Origin of the sequence: Corynebacterium sp. HMSC078A10 (assembly GCF_001811565.1) — a bacterium.
GTDB classification, from domain to species: Bacteria; Actinomycetota; Actinomycetes; order Mycobacteriales; family Mycobacteriaceae; genus Corynebacterium; species Corynebacterium hesseae.
On the sequence record NZ_KV805208.1, the window covers coordinates 62,784 to 77,775 of the forward strand.

A 14,992-nucleotide genomic window follows, 5' to 3' on the forward strand; every position below is an offset into this window, starting at 1 on the left:
TAATGCTCGTGACGGCCGCGTCTTCGTGCAAAGACGCCTGGTTAGCTCTTAGGCGATAACGTCATCATCATCAACGTCTTCCCAGTTCAAGGAACGCTTGATGGCGCGCTTCCAGTCGCGGTAGAGAGCCTCGACTTCTTCCTTCTCGCGCTGTGGCTTCCAGACCTTGAAGTCTCCCTGCTGGGAGCCCAGCACGCTGAGGTCATCCCAGAAGCCGGAGTCCAAGCCGGCGGCAAAGGCCGCACCGGTGGCGGTGGTCTCCACGTTCTTCGGGCGGTGAACCTCCACGCCGAGCATGTCTGCCTGGAATTGCATGAGTAGCTCGTTCATGGTCATGCCGCCGTCGACTCGCAGCTCGGTGATCTCCACACCGGAATCAGCAACCATGGCGTCAGCGACGTCACGGGTCTGGTACGCGGTGGACTCCAGGACCGCGCGGGCCAGGTGCTTGCGATTGGCGTAGCGGGTCAAGCCCACGATGACACCGCGGGCATCCGGGCGCCAGTACGGAGCGAAGAGTCCAGAGAAGGCCGGCACGATGTAGACGCCGCCGTTGTCCTTAACCTCACGCGCCATGTTCTCGATGGAGGCGGAGTTCGGGATGATCTGCAGGTTGTCACGCAGCCACTGCACCAAGGAACCACCCATGGAGACGGAACCCTCGAGCGCGTAGACAGGACGCTCGCCCTCGCGCTGGAAGCACACGGTGGTGAGCAGGCCGTTCTCAGAGAACTTCGGGGTGGTACCGGTGTTGAGCAGGAGGAACAGGCCGGTGCCGTAAGTGTTCTTCGCAGAACCCGGGCGGAAACAGCCCTGGCCGAACATGGCGGCCTGCTGGTCACCCAAGATAGCGCGAATCGGTACACCGGACAGCGAGCCGCGCTCGCGGACAGTACGGAAGTCACCCAGGGACGGGCGGATCTCCGGGAGCATGGAGGTCGGGATCCCCATCTCCTTGCACAGTTCCTCATCCCACTCGAGCTTCTCAATATCCATGAGAAGGGTCCGGGAGGCATTGGTGACGTCGGTGGCGTGGAGGGCCTCTTGGCCGTTGTCGCCGTCGGCACCGCCGGTGAGGTTCCACAGCAGCCAGGTATCGATGGTGCCGAAGAGAAGTTCGCCGGCCTCAGCGCGCTCGCGCGCGCCCTCGACGTTATCGAGGATCCACTTCACCTTCGGACCGGCCGGGTAAGAGTTGATGATGAGGCCGGTGCGGCGGCGCCACTTGTCCGCGCCCTCGTCGCCGGCGAGCTCCTTACAAATCTCGGTGGTGCGGGTGTCCTGCCAGACAATGGCGTTGTACACCGGCTTGCCCGTGTTCTTGTCCCACACAACGGTGGTCTCGCGCTGATTAGTAATACCGAGGGCGGCGATGTCTTCGACGTTGATGTCGCCGTTGGCCAAAGCCTCACCCACCGCGCGGCGGGTGTTGCTCCAGATTTCCTCCGGGTCATGCTCGACCCAGCCCTTCTCCGGGAAGATCTGCTCGTGCTCGAGCTGGCCGACGGACACCTGTTCGCCGTCGTGGTTGAAAATAATGCAGCGGGTAGACGTGGTTCCCTGATCAATTGCTGCTACGTAGCTCTTGGTAGACATTGTTTTCTCCTTGTCGGGGTTGGTTTAAAGAACCATGGACAACAGGCCAACGGCGACGGCCGCCAGCATCGGTGCAACTACCGGGACCCATGCATAGCCCCAGTTGGCGTCTCCCTTGTCCTTAATGGGAAGGACGAAGGCGTACATGATGCGGGGGCCAAGGTCACGGACCGGGTTAATCGCGTAGCCAGTGGCGGTGCCGAGGGACAGACCAATAGAGACGATGACGAAGGCAACACCGAAGTAGCTCAGCGGGCCCAGCTCTCCTCCGGTTGGGCCGAATGCGATGAACATGAGCAGCACGCAGGTAGCAATGAACTCGGTAACCGCGTTCCACCCGTTATTCGGGTGCGCGGGCTTGGTAAAGAAGATGCCCCCGGTGTTCTTGTTCGCGCCGGTGACGTTGCCGGCTTCGTCGAGGTTGTTGGCGTCGAAAAGCTGCTTAAAGGTAGCCCAGGCAAGGAATGCACCAAGCATGGCGCCGAGAATCTGCCCCAGCAGGTAGTAGGGAACGAGGCTCCATTCGAGGGAACCATTCACGGCCAGCATGATGGTGACCGCCGGGTTGAGGTGGCCACCGGTGGGGTCGGCAACACTAGCGCCGATGAACACCGCGAGGCCCCAGCCCATAGCGATGACGATCCAATCCGAACCGCGTGCGCCCGAGGTTCGAAGGTTAACAACAGCGCATACGCCGTTACCGAGCAGGAGCAGCAGCGCAGTGCCGATGAACTCCCACAGGAATGCATCCATTCCGGTCATTAGATGTCCTTTCTTATCTGCCTAGGCCAAGGGCCCAGCGAGGGATATCCACCGCTCGCTGGGCCCCGTGACTTTTAGGCTTCTTCCTTGGTGGCTCGTGCGCTTCCTGCGCGCTCGAGGATGTCATTTGCCTCACGGTCGGTCAGCGCTGCCTCGGCGGCGAGCTCTGCCTCGGTGTGCTTGGTGAAGTGGGAGACTTCGCGCTCAATATCGGCCTGATCCCAGCCCAGCAGCGGGGCAACGAATTCAGCGATCGGCTGCGCAGCGGCAACGCCGCGGTCGGCGAACTCGATGGCCACGCGCAGACGACGGGTCACGATGTCGTCGATGTGCAGGGCGCCCTCGTGGGTCACGGCGTAGCGCACCTCTGCCCAGATGTAGCTCTCGGCGCCTGGAACCGGCTCGAGAAGCGTAGCGTCCTCAGCAGCCGGGGCGAGCACCTCGCCGATCAGCGAGCCATAGCGGCCGAGCAGGTGCTCGATGCGGTCTTCGCTGAGGTTATAGCGGCGAGCCAGCGCCGGTACCTGGTTGGCCAGCGCGTGGTAACCATCCGCGCCCAGAATCGGGGTGCGCTCGGTAACGGACTCGGACACCTTGGAACCCAGCTCCTTCACGGCCAGGTCCACGGCGTCCTTACCAATGACGCGGTAGGTGGTGTACTTGCCGCCGGCGACGGAGACCATGCCCGGTGCCACGCGGGCCACGGCGTGGTTGCGGGAAAGGTTGGTGGTGGAATCGGACTTGCCGGACAGCAGCGGGCGCAGGCCGGAGTACACGCCGACGATGTCATCGCGGGTGATCTTGTTGCGCACGCGCTGGTTGACCTGGTCCAGGATGTAGTCAATATCCGCCTTGGTCGGGGCCGGATCCGGCAGGGATAGGCCCTTTTCCCAATCGGTGTCGGTGGTACCGATGATCCAGTATTCGCCCCACGGGATGACGAAGAGCACGGACTTTTCGGTGACGAAGCACAGCGCGGCTTCCGCGTCGAGGGCATCCTTCGGAACCACGATGTGCACGCCCTTGGAGGCATGAACCGTGAACTTTCCTTCGACGCCGGCCATCTGCTGAATCTTGTCGTTCCACACGCCGGTCGCGTTGATGAAAACCTTGCCTTTGACGGTGGCCTCGCGGCCGGTTTCCAGGTCGCGGACCTTCGCAGCGGTGACGCGTCCGCGGGCGTCCTTCTCAAAGCCAATCACCTCAGTGCCGGTACGCACGTTGGCCCCGTATTCGGCGGCGGTGCGCAGGACGGTCATGGTGTGGCGGGCGTCGTCGACAAGCGTGTCGTAGTAGCGCACGCCACCGACGACGGCGTCCTCCTTGAGGCCCGGGGTCACTTTCAGCACGCCCTTACGGGTGAGGTGCTTCTGCATCGGAACGCTCTTGGCGCCACCCATGAGGTCATAGAGGGTAAAGCCGCCAAACATCATGACGCGCTCCCAGCCGCGGTGGGTCAGCGGGAAGATGAACTTCAGCGGCTTCACCAGGTGCGGTGCAAGAGTGGACATGTTGAGCTCGCGCTCCTTGAGGGACTCCGCCACCAGGCGGAAATCAAACATGGCCAGGTAGCGCAGGCCACCGTGGAACATCTTGGAGGAGCGCGACGAGGTGCCAGCGGCGAAGTCGCGGGCCTCGAGCACAGCCGTCTTCAGGCCACGAGTGGCCGCATCCACGGCGGCGCCGGCGCCTACGGAACCTCCGCCGATGATGACGACGTCATAATCCTCGGTGGAGTAGTCGTTCCAGGTCTTTTCAAAATACTCAGGGTTGAAGCTTGTAATACTCGTCGTGCTCATTGTTGACTGAGTCTCCTCTCTCGCTGCACGGCGTCAGAAAGTCCTGTCCAGTTGACGGAATGCGCAGCATAGTGTGCTCATCCACCACGAGCGCCCTGCTCACCGATGCCTCGGCTACCTGCCCGAGAGGCGGATGAGGAAGAAGTTTTCTCCCAAAGCCAATGCTATATATCACCTGGATTTCTCTCCGGAGACACTACTCACACGTAGGTTTCGTTGCCGTAAGCTGGCATTTTCAAGAAGCTTCATAGGATAACAAAATAAAATAACACCCCCTTCCGGGGGTGTTAACGGGCGTCACGAACTCTCCACAAGTCCAGGGATATAAGGACCTATTCCTTCTCTCGTTGCAGGCGCGCCATCGCCTCCAACACCTCAGCCATGCCATAACGCTCCGAGGAATACGTCACCGCACGGGCAGCCTTAATCACCTCAATGGGGGCGGTCTCCAGCGCCACCATATGCACAGCGACGCCTTCCCCACCCTCCGCAAAGGTCTCATCCCCTGGCTCGTTGGCAAAGAACAAGAGATCCTTGGGCTCGGCGCCAATCTTCTTCACCACGGCTGCCAACCCCTCCGCAGGCGAAGACGCGGTCACCACTGCGCCGCCAGGAGCATCGTTGAACTGCACCCCTTCGGCCCCGTCCGCGCAGGCAATGCGCCAGCAGGTTTGGGGGAGATCCCCAAAAGCCGCAGCGTCCAGCACCTCGCCATGCGGCGAAATCACGATCACTTCCTCAACCTGCGGGTGCAGTTGTACAAGCGCCTCCTGGAGCCGCTTCGAAATCTCGCCGTTCTCCATGCTCAACGCACTCTGATCCGCCGCAATAACCCGCGGCGCTTCAGAGTATTCAGCCTTCACCCGGTGAGGCAGGCGGGAAACAATGATGCGCGATTGCGCCGCTGCAGACAGCAAGCCCTGCTCCACCACGGATCCGGCGAAAATCTCCTTGCTGCTCGCCGTCATCGAGGCCTGGGCTTCCATCACGTCGGATTTCAGTTGCGCCATGACCTCCGTGACCTTGTCGCGGCCTTCCCCGACGCCGCGCATGGCTTCCTCAACCACCGAGTTGAGGTTCTCCTTGATCCACTCGAGGGTTTCCGGCGCAGTACGCGGGCGATTCTTCTCTGCGGCGTCGGCTCCAGCTTCTGCAGTAGCGGTTTCCTCGTTACTGCCCGGCTTCATCAGTGCCATCCGATCCCGCATGAGCTCCACCGTGGCCTCGGAGACGCGGTCCTTAAGGCTTGTCAGATCATCGCGCAGCCGGCGCACGCGGTAGCGCTCACTCTCCACCTCGGAGTCCTGGGCCTCTGCCTCCTCCAATGTCGGGGCGCCGCCGCCCTTGCGTGCCGGCACCCAGAACTCGCCGGCCGGCATCGGGCCAAACTCCGCTTCATAGTCGGCCCACAGGCCCTCCAGGGCCTCCTGCATCCGGCGGCGCACCTCAGCGATGTCCGCGTCAAAGTCACCCGTCGTGTAATAAGGCTCCAAGGCCTTAATCAGCACAGGCGTCTTCGTGCGGCCCAGGTGCTTCTTCTGCCCCTTCGTCCACAGGCGCTGGGAGCCAAAGATAACCTGCGGAATAATCGGCACACCCGCGCCATGAGCAATCCGCGCCGCGCCATTGCGCATGCTGCGAATCTCAAAGCTGCGGGAGATCGTTCCTTCCGCGAACACCCCAACGAGCTCCCCGCTCTTGGCCAGCTCAATGCCCTTCACAATCGACGCCCCACCATCGATGCGGTCCACCGGCACATGGCCCATCAGCCGAAAAAGTTGTCCTGCCACCGGTGTCTTAAAGATAGAAGCCTTAGCCAGGTAGCGCACCAAGCGGCGCTTGCGATACGCCAGGAAAGCCCCAAAGAGAAAATCCATGTAGCCGGTGTGATTGCACACGATGACGGCCCCGCCCTTATCCGGGATATTCTCCTCCCCGGACAAGCGCATCTTGAGCCCCTGAGCAATAGTCACCCCGCGCCCGATGTGCGTGATCTGCCGGTAGAGGAAGTTAGCCACAGCGCTCATAGTGCTCCAAATGCTTAAGACCTCGCCGCCGGCGGAAGGCAGCAAGGAGGGGACAAAAGTAAGCGGCGCGCGAGCCGCCGCGCGCCGCGTTCTTCTAGGAGTTTACGGGGTACAGAACGTCCTTGCCCACGAATGGGCGCAGTGCCTCCGGAACCACGACGGAGCCGTCCGCCTGCTGGTGGTTCTCCAGAATGGCCACGAGCCAGCGGGTGGTAGCCAGGGTGCCGTTGAGCGTAGCGGCGTACTGGGTCTTGCCGTTCTCATCGCGGTAGCGCGTGGACAGGCGGCGGGCCTGGAAGGTGGTGCAGTTCGAGGTCGAGGTGAGCTCGCGGTAGGTCTCCTGAGTCGGCACCCACGCCTCGTTATCAAACTTGCGCGCCGCGGAGGAGCCCAGGTCCCCACCCGCAATATCGATGGTGCGGTAGGGAAGCTCCATCGCCGCAAGCATGTCCTTTTCCATCTTCAGGAGTTTTTGGTGCATCTCCTCGGCGTCTTCCGGCTTGCAGTAGACAAACATCTCCAGCTTGTCGAACTGGTGCACGCGCAGGATTCCGCGGGTGTCCTTGCCGTGAGAACCCGCCTCGCGGCGGAAGCAGGAGGACCAGCCCGCATACTGCAGCGGCCCCTTCGACAGGTCGATGATTTCTTCCTTGTGGTAGCCGGCCAGAGCCACCTCGGAGGTACCAACCAGGTAGAGATCATCCGCCGGCAGGTAGTAGATCTCATCCGAGTGCTGGCCCAGGAAGCCGGTGCCTTGCATGACGTCCGGGCGCACGAGCACCGGCGGGATCATGAGCTGGAAACCGGCCTCGCGGGCCTTCTGCGCAGCCAACATCAGCATGCCCAGCTGCAGGAAGGCTCCATCGCCGGTGAGGTAGTAGAAACGTGCGCCACCGACTTTGGCGCCCCGCTTGACGTCGATAAGCCCCAGCGTTTCACCCAATTCCAGGTGATCCTTCGGTTCGAAGTCGAACTGCGGCTTCTCGCCGACCTCCTCGAGCACGATGAAGTCATCCTCACCGCCCGCCGGGGCACCCTCCACCACGTTGGAGAGCTGGTACTGCAGCTCCGTCACCTTGGCCTCGGCTGCGGCCGCTTCCTCGCCGGCCGCCTTGACCTTCTCCTTCAGCTCGTTGGAGCCCTCCAGCAGCGCGGGGCGCTCCTCCGGGGAGGCCTGGCCAATCTTCTTGCCAAAGGCCTTCTGCTCCGAGCGCAGCTGGTCTGCCTTCACAATGGCCGCGCGGCGCTGTTCATCGGCGGAGAGCAGCTGGTCCACCAAGGCGGGGTCCTCCCCACGGGTTACCTGGGAGGCGCGGACGACATCGGGATTTTCGCGAAGAAACTTGAGATCAATCACGCCGGACAGTTTAGCGCACGGCCACACCTTTGCGCTGGTAATAACCAGCAGATTATCATGGATAACATGGCACCTCACATTATTACCGACGGCCCCGTGCCCAAGCACGCTCAGCTGCGGGATATTCTCTCCGAGCTCTGCCGAACCACTCTCAAACCCGGTGACATCCTTCCGGGCGAGCGCATCCTCGAGGAAACATACGGCGTTTCCCGCATCACCGTGCGCCGCGCCATCGGTGACCTAGTAGCTGAAGGCCGCCTGCGCCGCGTGCGAGGAAAAGGCACCTTCGTGGCCCCCAACCCGCTGGTCTCCCGGCTTCATTTGGCCTCCTTTTCTGATGAGATGGGCTATCAGAAAGTACAGGCCTCCTCGCGCATCCTGCTGGGTGAACGCAGCGCCGCCCCCGGTGAAGTCTGCGCCTTTTTCGGTACGGAAGCCTCGGTTTCCCATACCCACCTGCGGCGCCTGCGCTTGGGCGATGGCGAGCCTTATTCCATCGACGATGGCTGGTATAACTCTGCCTTCGCGCCCACGCTGCTGGAAAATGACATCTACAACTCTGTCTACTCGATTTTGGATAACACCTTCAAGGTCCCCATCACCGAGGCCGAACAAACCGTCACCGCCGTGGCAGCTGAGGAGGACATCGCCGAGCTTCTCGACGTCTCACCGGGCACCCCGCTCCTGCACATCACCCGCCTCGCCCGCTCCGGGGACCGCCCGGTTGAATGGTGTTCCTCGGTCTACCGCACCGACCGCTACCGGCTCACAACACACGTCTCCCGCTCGCGCATCTAGTGATTCTCCCGCCGCCTTAGCCTTGGGCGGGCTAGAAGCCTGAGCCGTTGAGGGGGTAGTATGAAGAGTTCTATGAGCACTTCATCTGCGTGGCGCTCCGCCTCCGCCATCCGCGTCGTCCTCGTTGCTGCCGTGGCCGCGGCCGTCTTCTTGGCGTTCTACGGCCTCTTCAGTGGCGGGCCAACTGGCACCGATTCGGCCGCACATGACTCCGCTTCCCCCAGCGCCGACGGTAGCCAGGCCGCTGATTCCTCCGAAGGCGAAGCCGCATCCTTCACCACCGCCTCCGCGGGCTCGTGTGTGACGTGGGATATCGCCCCGGACGGCACTGCCACAGGTTTTGAGCAGACCAGCTGCGATAAACCGCACCGCTTCGAGGTCTCCGCCCGAGAGGATCTCAGCGCCTACCCCACCAGCGAGTTCGGCCCCAACGCCAAGCGCCCAGACGTCACGCGGCAAAACGCCCTGCGCGACGAGCTATGCGAGGCCCCCACGGTGAGCTACCTCAACGGCAAATGGGATCCCAACGGACGCTACGACATTGCTTCCATCCTTCCGCCGGCCGGTTCCTGGGATCAGGGTGACCGCATCCTCCTGTGCGGCCTGCAGACTACCGACGCCAACGGCGTACCGCAGGAGTCCACGGGCAAGGTCAGCGAGGTGGACCAGGCGATCGTCGCCAAGCCCGGCGAATGCCGCAAGGTGGATGACAAACAGGTAGTCAGCACCGTGCCGTGCCAGGAACCGCACCAGATGGAGACCGTGTCCGTCATCAGCCTGGCAGAGAAGTTCCCCGATGCTTACCCCAGCGATGAAGAGATGGATAAATTCCTCTCCGAAACGTGTACCCAGAACGCCATGGATTACCTGGGCGGCGAGGAGAATCTCTACCAATCCACGCTGCAGCCTTTCTGGGGCGCGATGAGCCGCGAATCGTGGGAGGGAGGCTCCCGTTCGGTGAATTGCTCGCTGATCCACATCAAGGACGGCCACTTCTCCGAGATCACCGGCTCTGCCACGGGCGGCCGTGATGCCCTGAGCATCAATGGCGCCCCGCCCACGGAGCAGCCGAAGCGCAACCCATTGCGCGACCCGAATGCCCAGCCAGCCGAGCAGAACTCCCAGCAGGGCAGCGAGAATGCCCAGCCGGCCGGGCAGAACGCCGATCCCGCCGCGCCTGAAGCCGTGGCACCGGCCCAATAAACCCCCGTCCGCTCAACAGGGAGTAAGCACATGTACGAGGTCAGCGAGGAACGCTTCGAGGAATTAGTCGGCGAGGCCCTGGACAAGATCCCGGATCGCTTCGTCGATCAGATGCGCAACCTGGTCATCCTCGTCGAAGAAGAGCACCCGGATAGCCCCAACCTGCTTGGGCTTTACGAGGGCGTGATGCTCACCCACCGCACGGCCTCACACACCGGCCACCTGCCAGACACCATCTCGATCTACCGGCAGCCTTTGCAGGCGATAAGCAACTCGGAAGAAGAGCTCGCCCACGAAGTCATGGTGACTGTCTTCCACGAGGTCGGGCACTACTTTGGTTTCGAGGAGGACCGTCTCCACGAGCTCGGCTGGGGGTAGGTACCTACCGTGGCCGCAATGAACTAAACTTCGGTATCCGCCCAGCGCCTCAGCACCCACTGGCCAAAGGGCTGGCCCTGCGGCTCCATGAGGGTGAAGCGGCAGTTGGGCATGTACCCGGTGTAGGCAAAATCGGGGTCCACGCCGCAGGCGTGCGTCGTCACCACACGAATGGCGGCGCCGTGGCTGACGACGATGATGTCTTCATCATCCTCCAGCTCAGCAGCGAGATCCTCCAGCACAGGCTGGTAGCGCCCTAACACGTCCACGTAGCTTTCACCGCCCGGCATTCGGGCTTCCGGGTCGCCGTCGACCCAGCCGCGCAACGCCACCATGTACTCGCGGTGGGTATCCTCACTGCCGCTCATCTCGTGTTCGCCGGCAAAGACCTCGTGAAGGCCCACGCGAACCTCCACCGGAACGCTGCGCTCATCGGCTGCCTCGCCGTATGTGCGGGCGGCCAGCATCGCCGTCTGCTGGGCGCGCAGGGCAATAGAACACACAAATCGCACGCGGCGGCCTGCGCACAGCTCAGCCAATTCGCGGCCGACATCTTCCGCCTGGCCGCGGCCGCGCTCGGTGAGCTCGGCGCCCGGCGGGCGGGTATCCATGATGCGGTCAATATTGGAATAGGTCTGGCCGTGGCGCAGGAGGATGATTCTTCCGGTCATGCTTCACCACACTATTGACCGGTGCGCGCCTGCGCTACCCAGTCATCGGCCTCTTTCAGCCGCGCCAAATCCCGTGGGCCCTCCCCGAGTTTTACCGCGGAAGGCCAGGAGCCGACAAAAACGACGTTCTCCGCGCGCAACCACAGCGCCCGCAAAGCCTCCGCCACCGGTTGGTCCTCGATGTGCCCGATGAGGTCGGCGTGGAAGCGATAGTTACCGAAGACGGTGCGCAGCGGTCGGGATTCGATGCGGGAAAGATCCACCCCGCGGTGCGCGAATTCTTGGAGGGCGCCGACGAGGGAGCCAGGCTCGTTGGGCAGGGTGAAGATGACCGACGTCCTGTCGTTGCCGGTCCGCTCGGTCGGTTTTCCGGCCGGCCCCACCAGGACGAAGCGGGTCGTGGCCCCGGCAACGTCCGCGACATTCTCCGCAATCGAGTCCAGCCCGAAGACCTCCGCTGCCCGGGCAGGGGCGGCCGCGACATCCACCTCCCCGCGCGCCACGGCCTGCGCCGCCGCGCCATTCGACGCCGCCGGGACATACTCCACGTCCGGCAGGTTCTGCTCCAACCAACCGCGTACCTGCTGGTAGGCCACAGGATGCGTGGAGAAAGTTGTGCGGCTGGAACTGCCGGGGCGCACCAGAATGGAGAAGGACACCGGCAGGTCCACCTCGCGGTAGATCTGGACCCGGGAGCCGTCGGCAAGCGCGTCAAAAGTAGCCGTGACGGGTCCGTCCACGGAGTTCTCAATGGCCACGCAGGCATAGTCCGCCGCGCCCGAGCGCACCGCCGCCAGCGCCTCTGCCGGCGAGCTCACCGGAAGGCCCTCGGGGGAATCAAAGTCAGCGGCAAAATGCTGCATCGCCGCTTCCGTGAAGGTTCCGGCGGGCCCGAGGAATGCGATGGTGGTGCTCATGGCAGCAACTTTATCCCACTCAACTACTAGACTGAGCCGCCATGGAGAGAACCGAGTTCACACTGGACAAGCTGCGCGAGGATCTAGCGGGCCTGAGCCCTGCCGAGCACGGCTTCACGTACCTCGATCTCGAGCGCCGGCCACAGGCACACGGGCGCTTGAGCGGGTGGATTCTCTCGGTCAAGGATCTCAACGACGTCGCCGGCATGCCCACCACGCTCGGTCATGCCGAGCGCACCTACGTGGCGGAGGAGACTGATCCTTTCGTGCAGGAGCTTATCGACGCCGGCGCGCGAGTCGTCGGCAAGTCTGCCGCGCCCGAGCTGGGCCTGCGCGTCGACACCGAACCTGTCGGCCTGCCCCACCCGGATAATCCTCTCTACCCCGGCCATACGCCAGGCGGTTCCTCCGGCGGAGCGGCGGTCCAGGTGGCGCGTGGATTGCTGCGCGCCGCGCATGCTTCCGACGGTGGCGGTTCCATCCGCGTTCCGGCCGCTGCCTGCGGCGTCGTCGGGTTTAAGCCCGGCGGCGAGGACCTCTCGGTGCAGGGGTTCATCACGCGCAGCATCGCCGATACCGCCGCGCTGCATGGCCTTCGTCCGCGTGCCCAGCGCGCCCGCATTGGCGTGCTAACGGATCCCCTTTTCGCTCAAGCCGAGGTGGCCCCGCACATGCTGCGCGCGGTCGCGGAGGCCACCGCCACCTTTGAAGGCGCGGGTTTCGAAACCGTGGCCATTTCCCCCTATCCCCAGGCCGCGGCTACCTTTGAGGCCTTCCAGCACATCTTTAGCCGCCGGCTGGCTAGGCTTGACTTCGCGGAGGGTTACGCGGAGTGGATTCGCGCGAAGGGCCGCCGCGTCACGGATTCCGAATTCGCCGCGGCCCGCGCCCATGCCGCTCAGCTGCCGGAGATGCTGGCCCAGGAATGGGACGTGGATGCCATTTTGAGTCCCATGCTGGCTTTCGATCCGCCGCGGCGCGGGCATTTCCTGGCGCTGGATCACCAGGCCAACTTTGATGAGCAAACGCGGTGGTCACCGTGGGGCTCGCTGTTCAACGTGGCGCAGCTGCCTGCCATCTGCGTGCCTTGGCCGGTGCGCGATCATCCGCCGGTGGGCGTGCACTTGGGCTCGCTCACGCTTGATGATGCCTCCCTTCTCGGCCTCGCCCAGGTGCTTCACCCATGAGCGCGCGCTCACGCCTGCGGGCGGAAATACTCATCGTCCTCACCATCACCTTTGGTATTTCGGGTGTGCGCGCCGCGTTGCGTCTGACCGATTCTCTGCTCAACCCGGCGCCGCTCAATGAGCAATCGGTCACCATCAACGCTTCGCAGTCAGCGACTACGTTGCTCGACCTCGCCTTCCAGCTGTGCAGTGCCGCGGTGCTCTTCGCGTGGGGAGCGCTTGCTCTGTACTTGATTTCTTCTCCACCCCGCCCGCAGTGGCGGGATGGCCTGCATGGCGCGGCGTTGGCGGCGGTAATCGGTCTGCCGGGTCTGGCGCTGTATTACATAGCGCTGCACTTCGGCTGGACCAAGGAGGTCGTCCCGGGAGCTTTCGATACGTGGATTGAGATTCCCGTGCTGCTCATCAAGTCCTTTGCTAATGCCTGGGCGGAGGAGCTCGTGGTGGTGTATTGGCTCATGACCAGGCTTAAGCAGTCTGGGTGGGCCCTGCCCGCAACGCTGGCGGCTTCCTCCATCCTGCGCGGCTCTTATCACCTTTACCAGGGTGTTTCCGCGGGCTTCGGCAATATCATCATGGGCGTGGTCTATGGCTGGTACTTCCACCGCACGGGCAAGGTGTGGCCGTTGGTCATCGCGCACTTTCTGATCGACGCCATCGCTTTCGTTGGCTACGCCCTCCTCTTCGGCGCTTAAATAAGAGCTATCAGCAAGCCACAGCGAAAAGACAGCTACCGTCCCCCTGTGTGATAGGTGGGGCAGAAGTTGTTTCGCGGTACAGTGTTCCCCATGACCTACCAAGGACGCGATCCAGAGCGCGAAGCCCGCCGTGCCGGCGAGCCCCACGGCACGCCTCGCCGCGCGGGCTCCGCTAGCTCTGCAGGCCCTTCCCGCCCCCGGAACATGGCCAGCCCGCGCGGCTCACACGCAGCCGGTGATGACGCTGGCGAGTTCGTCCTTGGTGCCGACGGGCAGCCCTTGCGTGATCGCTACGGCCGACCGGTGCGCCGCCGTCCATCCGCGCAGCAAGCTAATCCTGCGCATTCATCCTCCCGCGCTCAGCGCCCCAGCGCGCGGCGTTCCCGGCCGGAGGAGACCCGCTTCGACGTCGACGCCTACATGGCCCAGCGCTCCCCTGCGCGCCCAGCGCCCCGCCGGAGCGTACCTTCGCAACAGCCTGCTGTCCGCGCCAATCGGTACACCCCGGATGCCCCACCGCGTAGCTATGCTCCGCAAGCCCCCACCCGCAGGCGTGCCGAAGGTCGCCCGCACAGCCGCCGCAAGAAAGTAAACCCAGCCAAGCAGGCTTTCGGTTGCCTGGGCTGGATCGTCGTCATCGCCCTCGTCTTCATGGTGGCCTTCACCCTGTGGACGGATTCGCGTTTAACGCGCATCGATGCCCTGCCCACCGAGCAGGTGGCACAAACCTCTGGTACAAACTGGCTGCTCGTAGGTTCGGACTCGCGCCAGGGGCTCACTGAAGAACAACAGGCGGAGCTAGGCACCGGTGGCGATGTGGGCGTCGGCCGCACCGATACCATCATGCTGCTGCACATTCCCGCATCCGGAAAGGCCCAGTTGGTCTCCATTCCACGCGATAGCTATGTCGACGTTCCCGGCTTTGGCATGGACAAGGTCAACGCAGCCTTTACCTACGGCGGCCCACAGCTGCTGACCCAAACCGTGGAGCAAGCCACCGGCCTCCACATCGACCACTATGCGGAGATCGGCATGGGTGGCTTGGCCAACGTCGTGGATTCCGTCGGCGGCGTGGATATCTGCGTCAAGGAGCCCATCAACGATCCGCTTGCCGGCATCGACCTCCAAGCGGGCTGCCAGAAGCTCCGCGGGCCGGATGCGCTCGGCTACGTGCGCACCCGCGCCACCGCGATGGGTGACTTGGACCGCGTGGAGCGCCAGCGCGAGTTCTTCGCCGCGCTGCTGGATAAGGCAACGTCTTTCTCCACCATCGGCAACCCCTTCAAGGCAATTTCACTGGTTAACCACACCGCCGACTCCTTCATTGTCAACGAGAAGGACCACGTCTGGCACCTTGCACGCGTGGCGCTATCCATGGCCTCCGGCGTGGAAACAAAGACGGTCCCCATCGGCGGCTTCGAGGACACGGTCGTGGGCAACGTCGTCCTCTGGGATGACGCCGAGGCCCAAGCGCTCTGGGACTCCATGCGCTAAGGCTTCGGCCGGTCGTTTCGATCAAATAAGGCTCCAAAACCTTGTGGTTTTGGAGCCTTATTTGATCGTTTCGTACCCGCGCCTCGGGGGCGAAGGCACCGAGAT

13 protein-coding genes are annotated in these 14,992 nt (G+C 63.4%); 6 read left to right on the forward strand and 7 right to left on the reverse strand.

Features of this window, described 5'->3' with window-relative positions; genetic code table 11:
- Positions 1-48: 48 nt before the first annotated feature.
- From glpK to serS, 5 genes are all read right to left on the reverse strand, one after another.
- Positions 49-1,596: a glycerol kinase GlpK gene (gene glpK, locus HMPREF2808_RS07555; RefSeq protein WP_070624352.1), complete on the reverse strand. Its 1,548-nt coding sequence runs from the start codon at positions 1,594-1,596 to the stop codon at positions 49-51.
- A 24-nt stretch (positions 1,597-1,620) separates the two neighbouring features.
- On the reverse strand, positions 1,621-2,358 hold the full coding sequence (locus HMPREF2808_RS07560) for an MIP/aquaporin family protein (RefSeq protein WP_070531827.1): 738 nt from the start codon (positions 2,356-2,358) through the stop codon (positions 1,621-1,623).
- A 74-nt stretch (positions 2,359-2,432) separates the two neighbouring features.
- The gene (locus HMPREF2808_RS07565; protein ID WP_070563452.1) at positions 2,433-4,157 is read right to left on the reverse strand and encodes a glycerol-3-phosphate dehydrogenase/oxidase; all 1,725 of its coding nucleotides are present in this window, start codon (positions 4,155-4,157) and stop codon (positions 2,433-2,435) included.
- A 332-nt stretch (positions 4,158-4,489) separates the two neighbouring features.
- Positions 4,490-6,184, reverse strand: a complete 1,695-nt coding sequence (locus tag HMPREF2808_RS07570) for a lysophospholipid acyltransferase family protein (protein ID WP_070624353.1) — start codon at positions 6,182-6,184, stop codon at positions 4,490-4,492.
- Positions 6,185-6,278: 94 nt separating this feature from the next.
- Positions 6,279-7,541, reverse strand: coding sequence for a serine--tRNA ligase (serS, locus tag HMPREF2808_RS07575; protein WP_070563457.1), 1,263 nt, complete (start codon positions 7,539-7,541; stop codon positions 6,279-6,281).
- Between the two features lie 57 nt (positions 7,542-7,598).
- Here serS and HMPREF2808_RS07580 point away from each other — a divergent pair, with 57 nt between their 5' ends.
- From HMPREF2808_RS07580 to HMPREF2808_RS07590, 3 genes are all read left to right on the forward strand, one after another.
- On the forward strand, positions 7,599-8,339 hold the full coding sequence (locus HMPREF2808_RS07580) for a GntR family transcriptional regulator (RefSeq protein ID WP_070523858.1): 741 nt from the start codon (positions 7,599-7,601) through the stop codon (positions 8,337-8,339).
- Positions 8,340-8,411: 72 nt separating this feature from the next.
- Positions 8,412-9,542, forward strand: a complete 1,131-nt coding sequence (locus HMPREF2808_RS07585; protein WP_070624354.1) for a septum formation family protein — start codon at positions 8,412-8,414, stop codon at positions 9,540-9,542.
- 30 nt (positions 9,543-9,572) lie between these two features.
- Positions 9,573-9,920, forward strand: coding sequence for a metallopeptidase family protein (locus HMPREF2808_RS07590; RefSeq protein ID WP_070531807.1), 348 nt, complete (start codon positions 9,573-9,575; stop codon positions 9,918-9,920).
- 23 nt (positions 9,921-9,943) lie between these two features.
- Here the strand turns inward: HMPREF2808_RS07590 and HMPREF2808_RS07595 are convergent, their stop codons facing one another.
- Together HMPREF2808_RS07595 and pheA are read right to left on the reverse strand one after the other, a co-directional pair.
- Complete coding sequence (locus tag HMPREF2808_RS07595) at positions 9,944-10,591, reverse strand: histidine phosphatase family protein (protein ID WP_070597027.1); 648 nt, start codon at positions 10,589-10,591, stop codon at positions 9,944-9,946.
- Between the two features lie 11 nt (positions 10,592-10,602).
- Positions 10,603-11,508: a prephenate dehydratase gene (pheA, locus tag HMPREF2808_RS07600; RefSeq protein WP_070562208.1), complete on the reverse strand. Its 906-nt coding sequence runs from the start codon at positions 11,506-11,508 to the stop codon at positions 10,603-10,605.
- Between the two features lie 41 nt (positions 11,509-11,549).
- Between pheA and HMPREF2808_RS07605 the strand changes: the two genes are divergently transcribed.
- The 3 genes from HMPREF2808_RS07605 to HMPREF2808_RS07615 all read left to right on the forward strand — a co-directional run bounded on the left by HMPREF2808_RS07605 (position 11,550) and on the right by HMPREF2808_RS07615 (position 14,887).
- The gene (locus HMPREF2808_RS07605; protein ID WP_070624355.1) at positions 11,550-12,695 is read left to right on the forward strand and encodes an amidase; all 1,146 of its coding nucleotides are present in this window, start codon (positions 11,550-11,552) and stop codon (positions 12,693-12,695) included.
- Positions 12,692-13,390, forward strand: a complete 699-nt coding sequence (locus tag HMPREF2808_RS07610) for a CPBP family intramembrane glutamic endopeptidase (protein ID WP_070531794.1) — start codon at positions 12,692-12,694, stop codon at positions 13,388-13,390. The genes HMPREF2808_RS07605 and HMPREF2808_RS07610 overlap by 4 nt, the downstream gene beginning before the upstream one ends.
- Positions 13,391-13,597: 207 nt before the next feature.
- Positions 13,598-14,887 carry an LCP family protein gene (locus HMPREF2808_RS07615; protein ID WP_070532122.1) on the forward strand — a complete coding sequence of 430 codons (1,290 nt, stop codon included), beginning with the start codon at positions 13,598-13,600 and terminating at the stop codon, positions 14,885-14,887.
- Positions 14,888-14,992: the final 105 nt, after the last annotated feature.

Excerpts from the sequence above, each read along its gene's own strand:
- glpK (WP_070624352.1), bottom strand. The coding sequence starts at position 1,596 with ATGTCTACCAAGAGCTACGTAGCAGCAATTGATCAGGGAACCACGTCT.
- HMPREF2808_RS07560 (WP_070531827.1), bottom strand. The coding sequence starts at position 2,358 with ATGACCGGAATGGATGCATTCCTGTGGGAGTTCATCGGCACTGCGCTG.
- HMPREF2808_RS07565 (WP_070563452.1), bottom strand. The coding sequence starts at position 4,157 with ATGAGCACGACGAGTATTACAAGCTTCAACCCTGAGTATTTTGAAAAG.
- HMPREF2808_RS07570 (WP_070624353.1), bottom strand. The coding sequence starts at position 6,184 with ATGAGCGCTGTGGCTAACTTCCTCTACCGGCAGATCACGCACATCGGG.
- HMPREF2808_RS07580 (WP_070523858.1), top strand. The coding sequence starts at position 7,599 with ATGGATAACATGGCACCTCACATTATTACCGACGGCCCCGTGCCCAAG.
- HMPREF2808_RS07585 (WP_070624354.1), top strand. The coding sequence starts at position 8,412 with ATGAGCACTTCATCTGCGTGGCGCTCCGCCTCCGCCATCCGCGTCGTC.
- HMPREF2808_RS07590 (WP_070531807.1), top strand. The coding sequence starts at position 9,573 with ATGTACGAGGTCAGCGAGGAACGCTTCGAGGAATTAGTCGGCGAGGCC.
- HMPREF2808_RS07595 (WP_070597027.1), bottom strand. The coding sequence starts at position 10,591 with ATGACCGGAAGAATCATCCTCCTGCGCCACGGCCAGACCTATTCCAAT.
- pheA (WP_070562208.1), bottom strand. The coding sequence starts at position 11,508 with ATGAGCACCACCATCGCATTCCTCGGGCCCGCCGGAACCTTCACGGAA.
- HMPREF2808_RS07605 (WP_070624355.1), top strand. The coding sequence starts at position 11,550 with ATGGAGAGAACCGAGTTCACACTGGACAAGCTGCGCGAGGATCTAGCG.
- HMPREF2808_RS07610 (WP_070531794.1), top strand. The coding sequence starts at position 12,692 with ATGAGCGCGCGCTCACGCCTGCGGGCGGAAATACTCATCGTCCTCACC.
- HMPREF2808_RS07615 (WP_070532122.1), top strand. The coding sequence starts at position 13,598 with ATGGCCAGCCCGCGCGGCTCACACGCAGCCGGTGATGACGCTGGCGAG.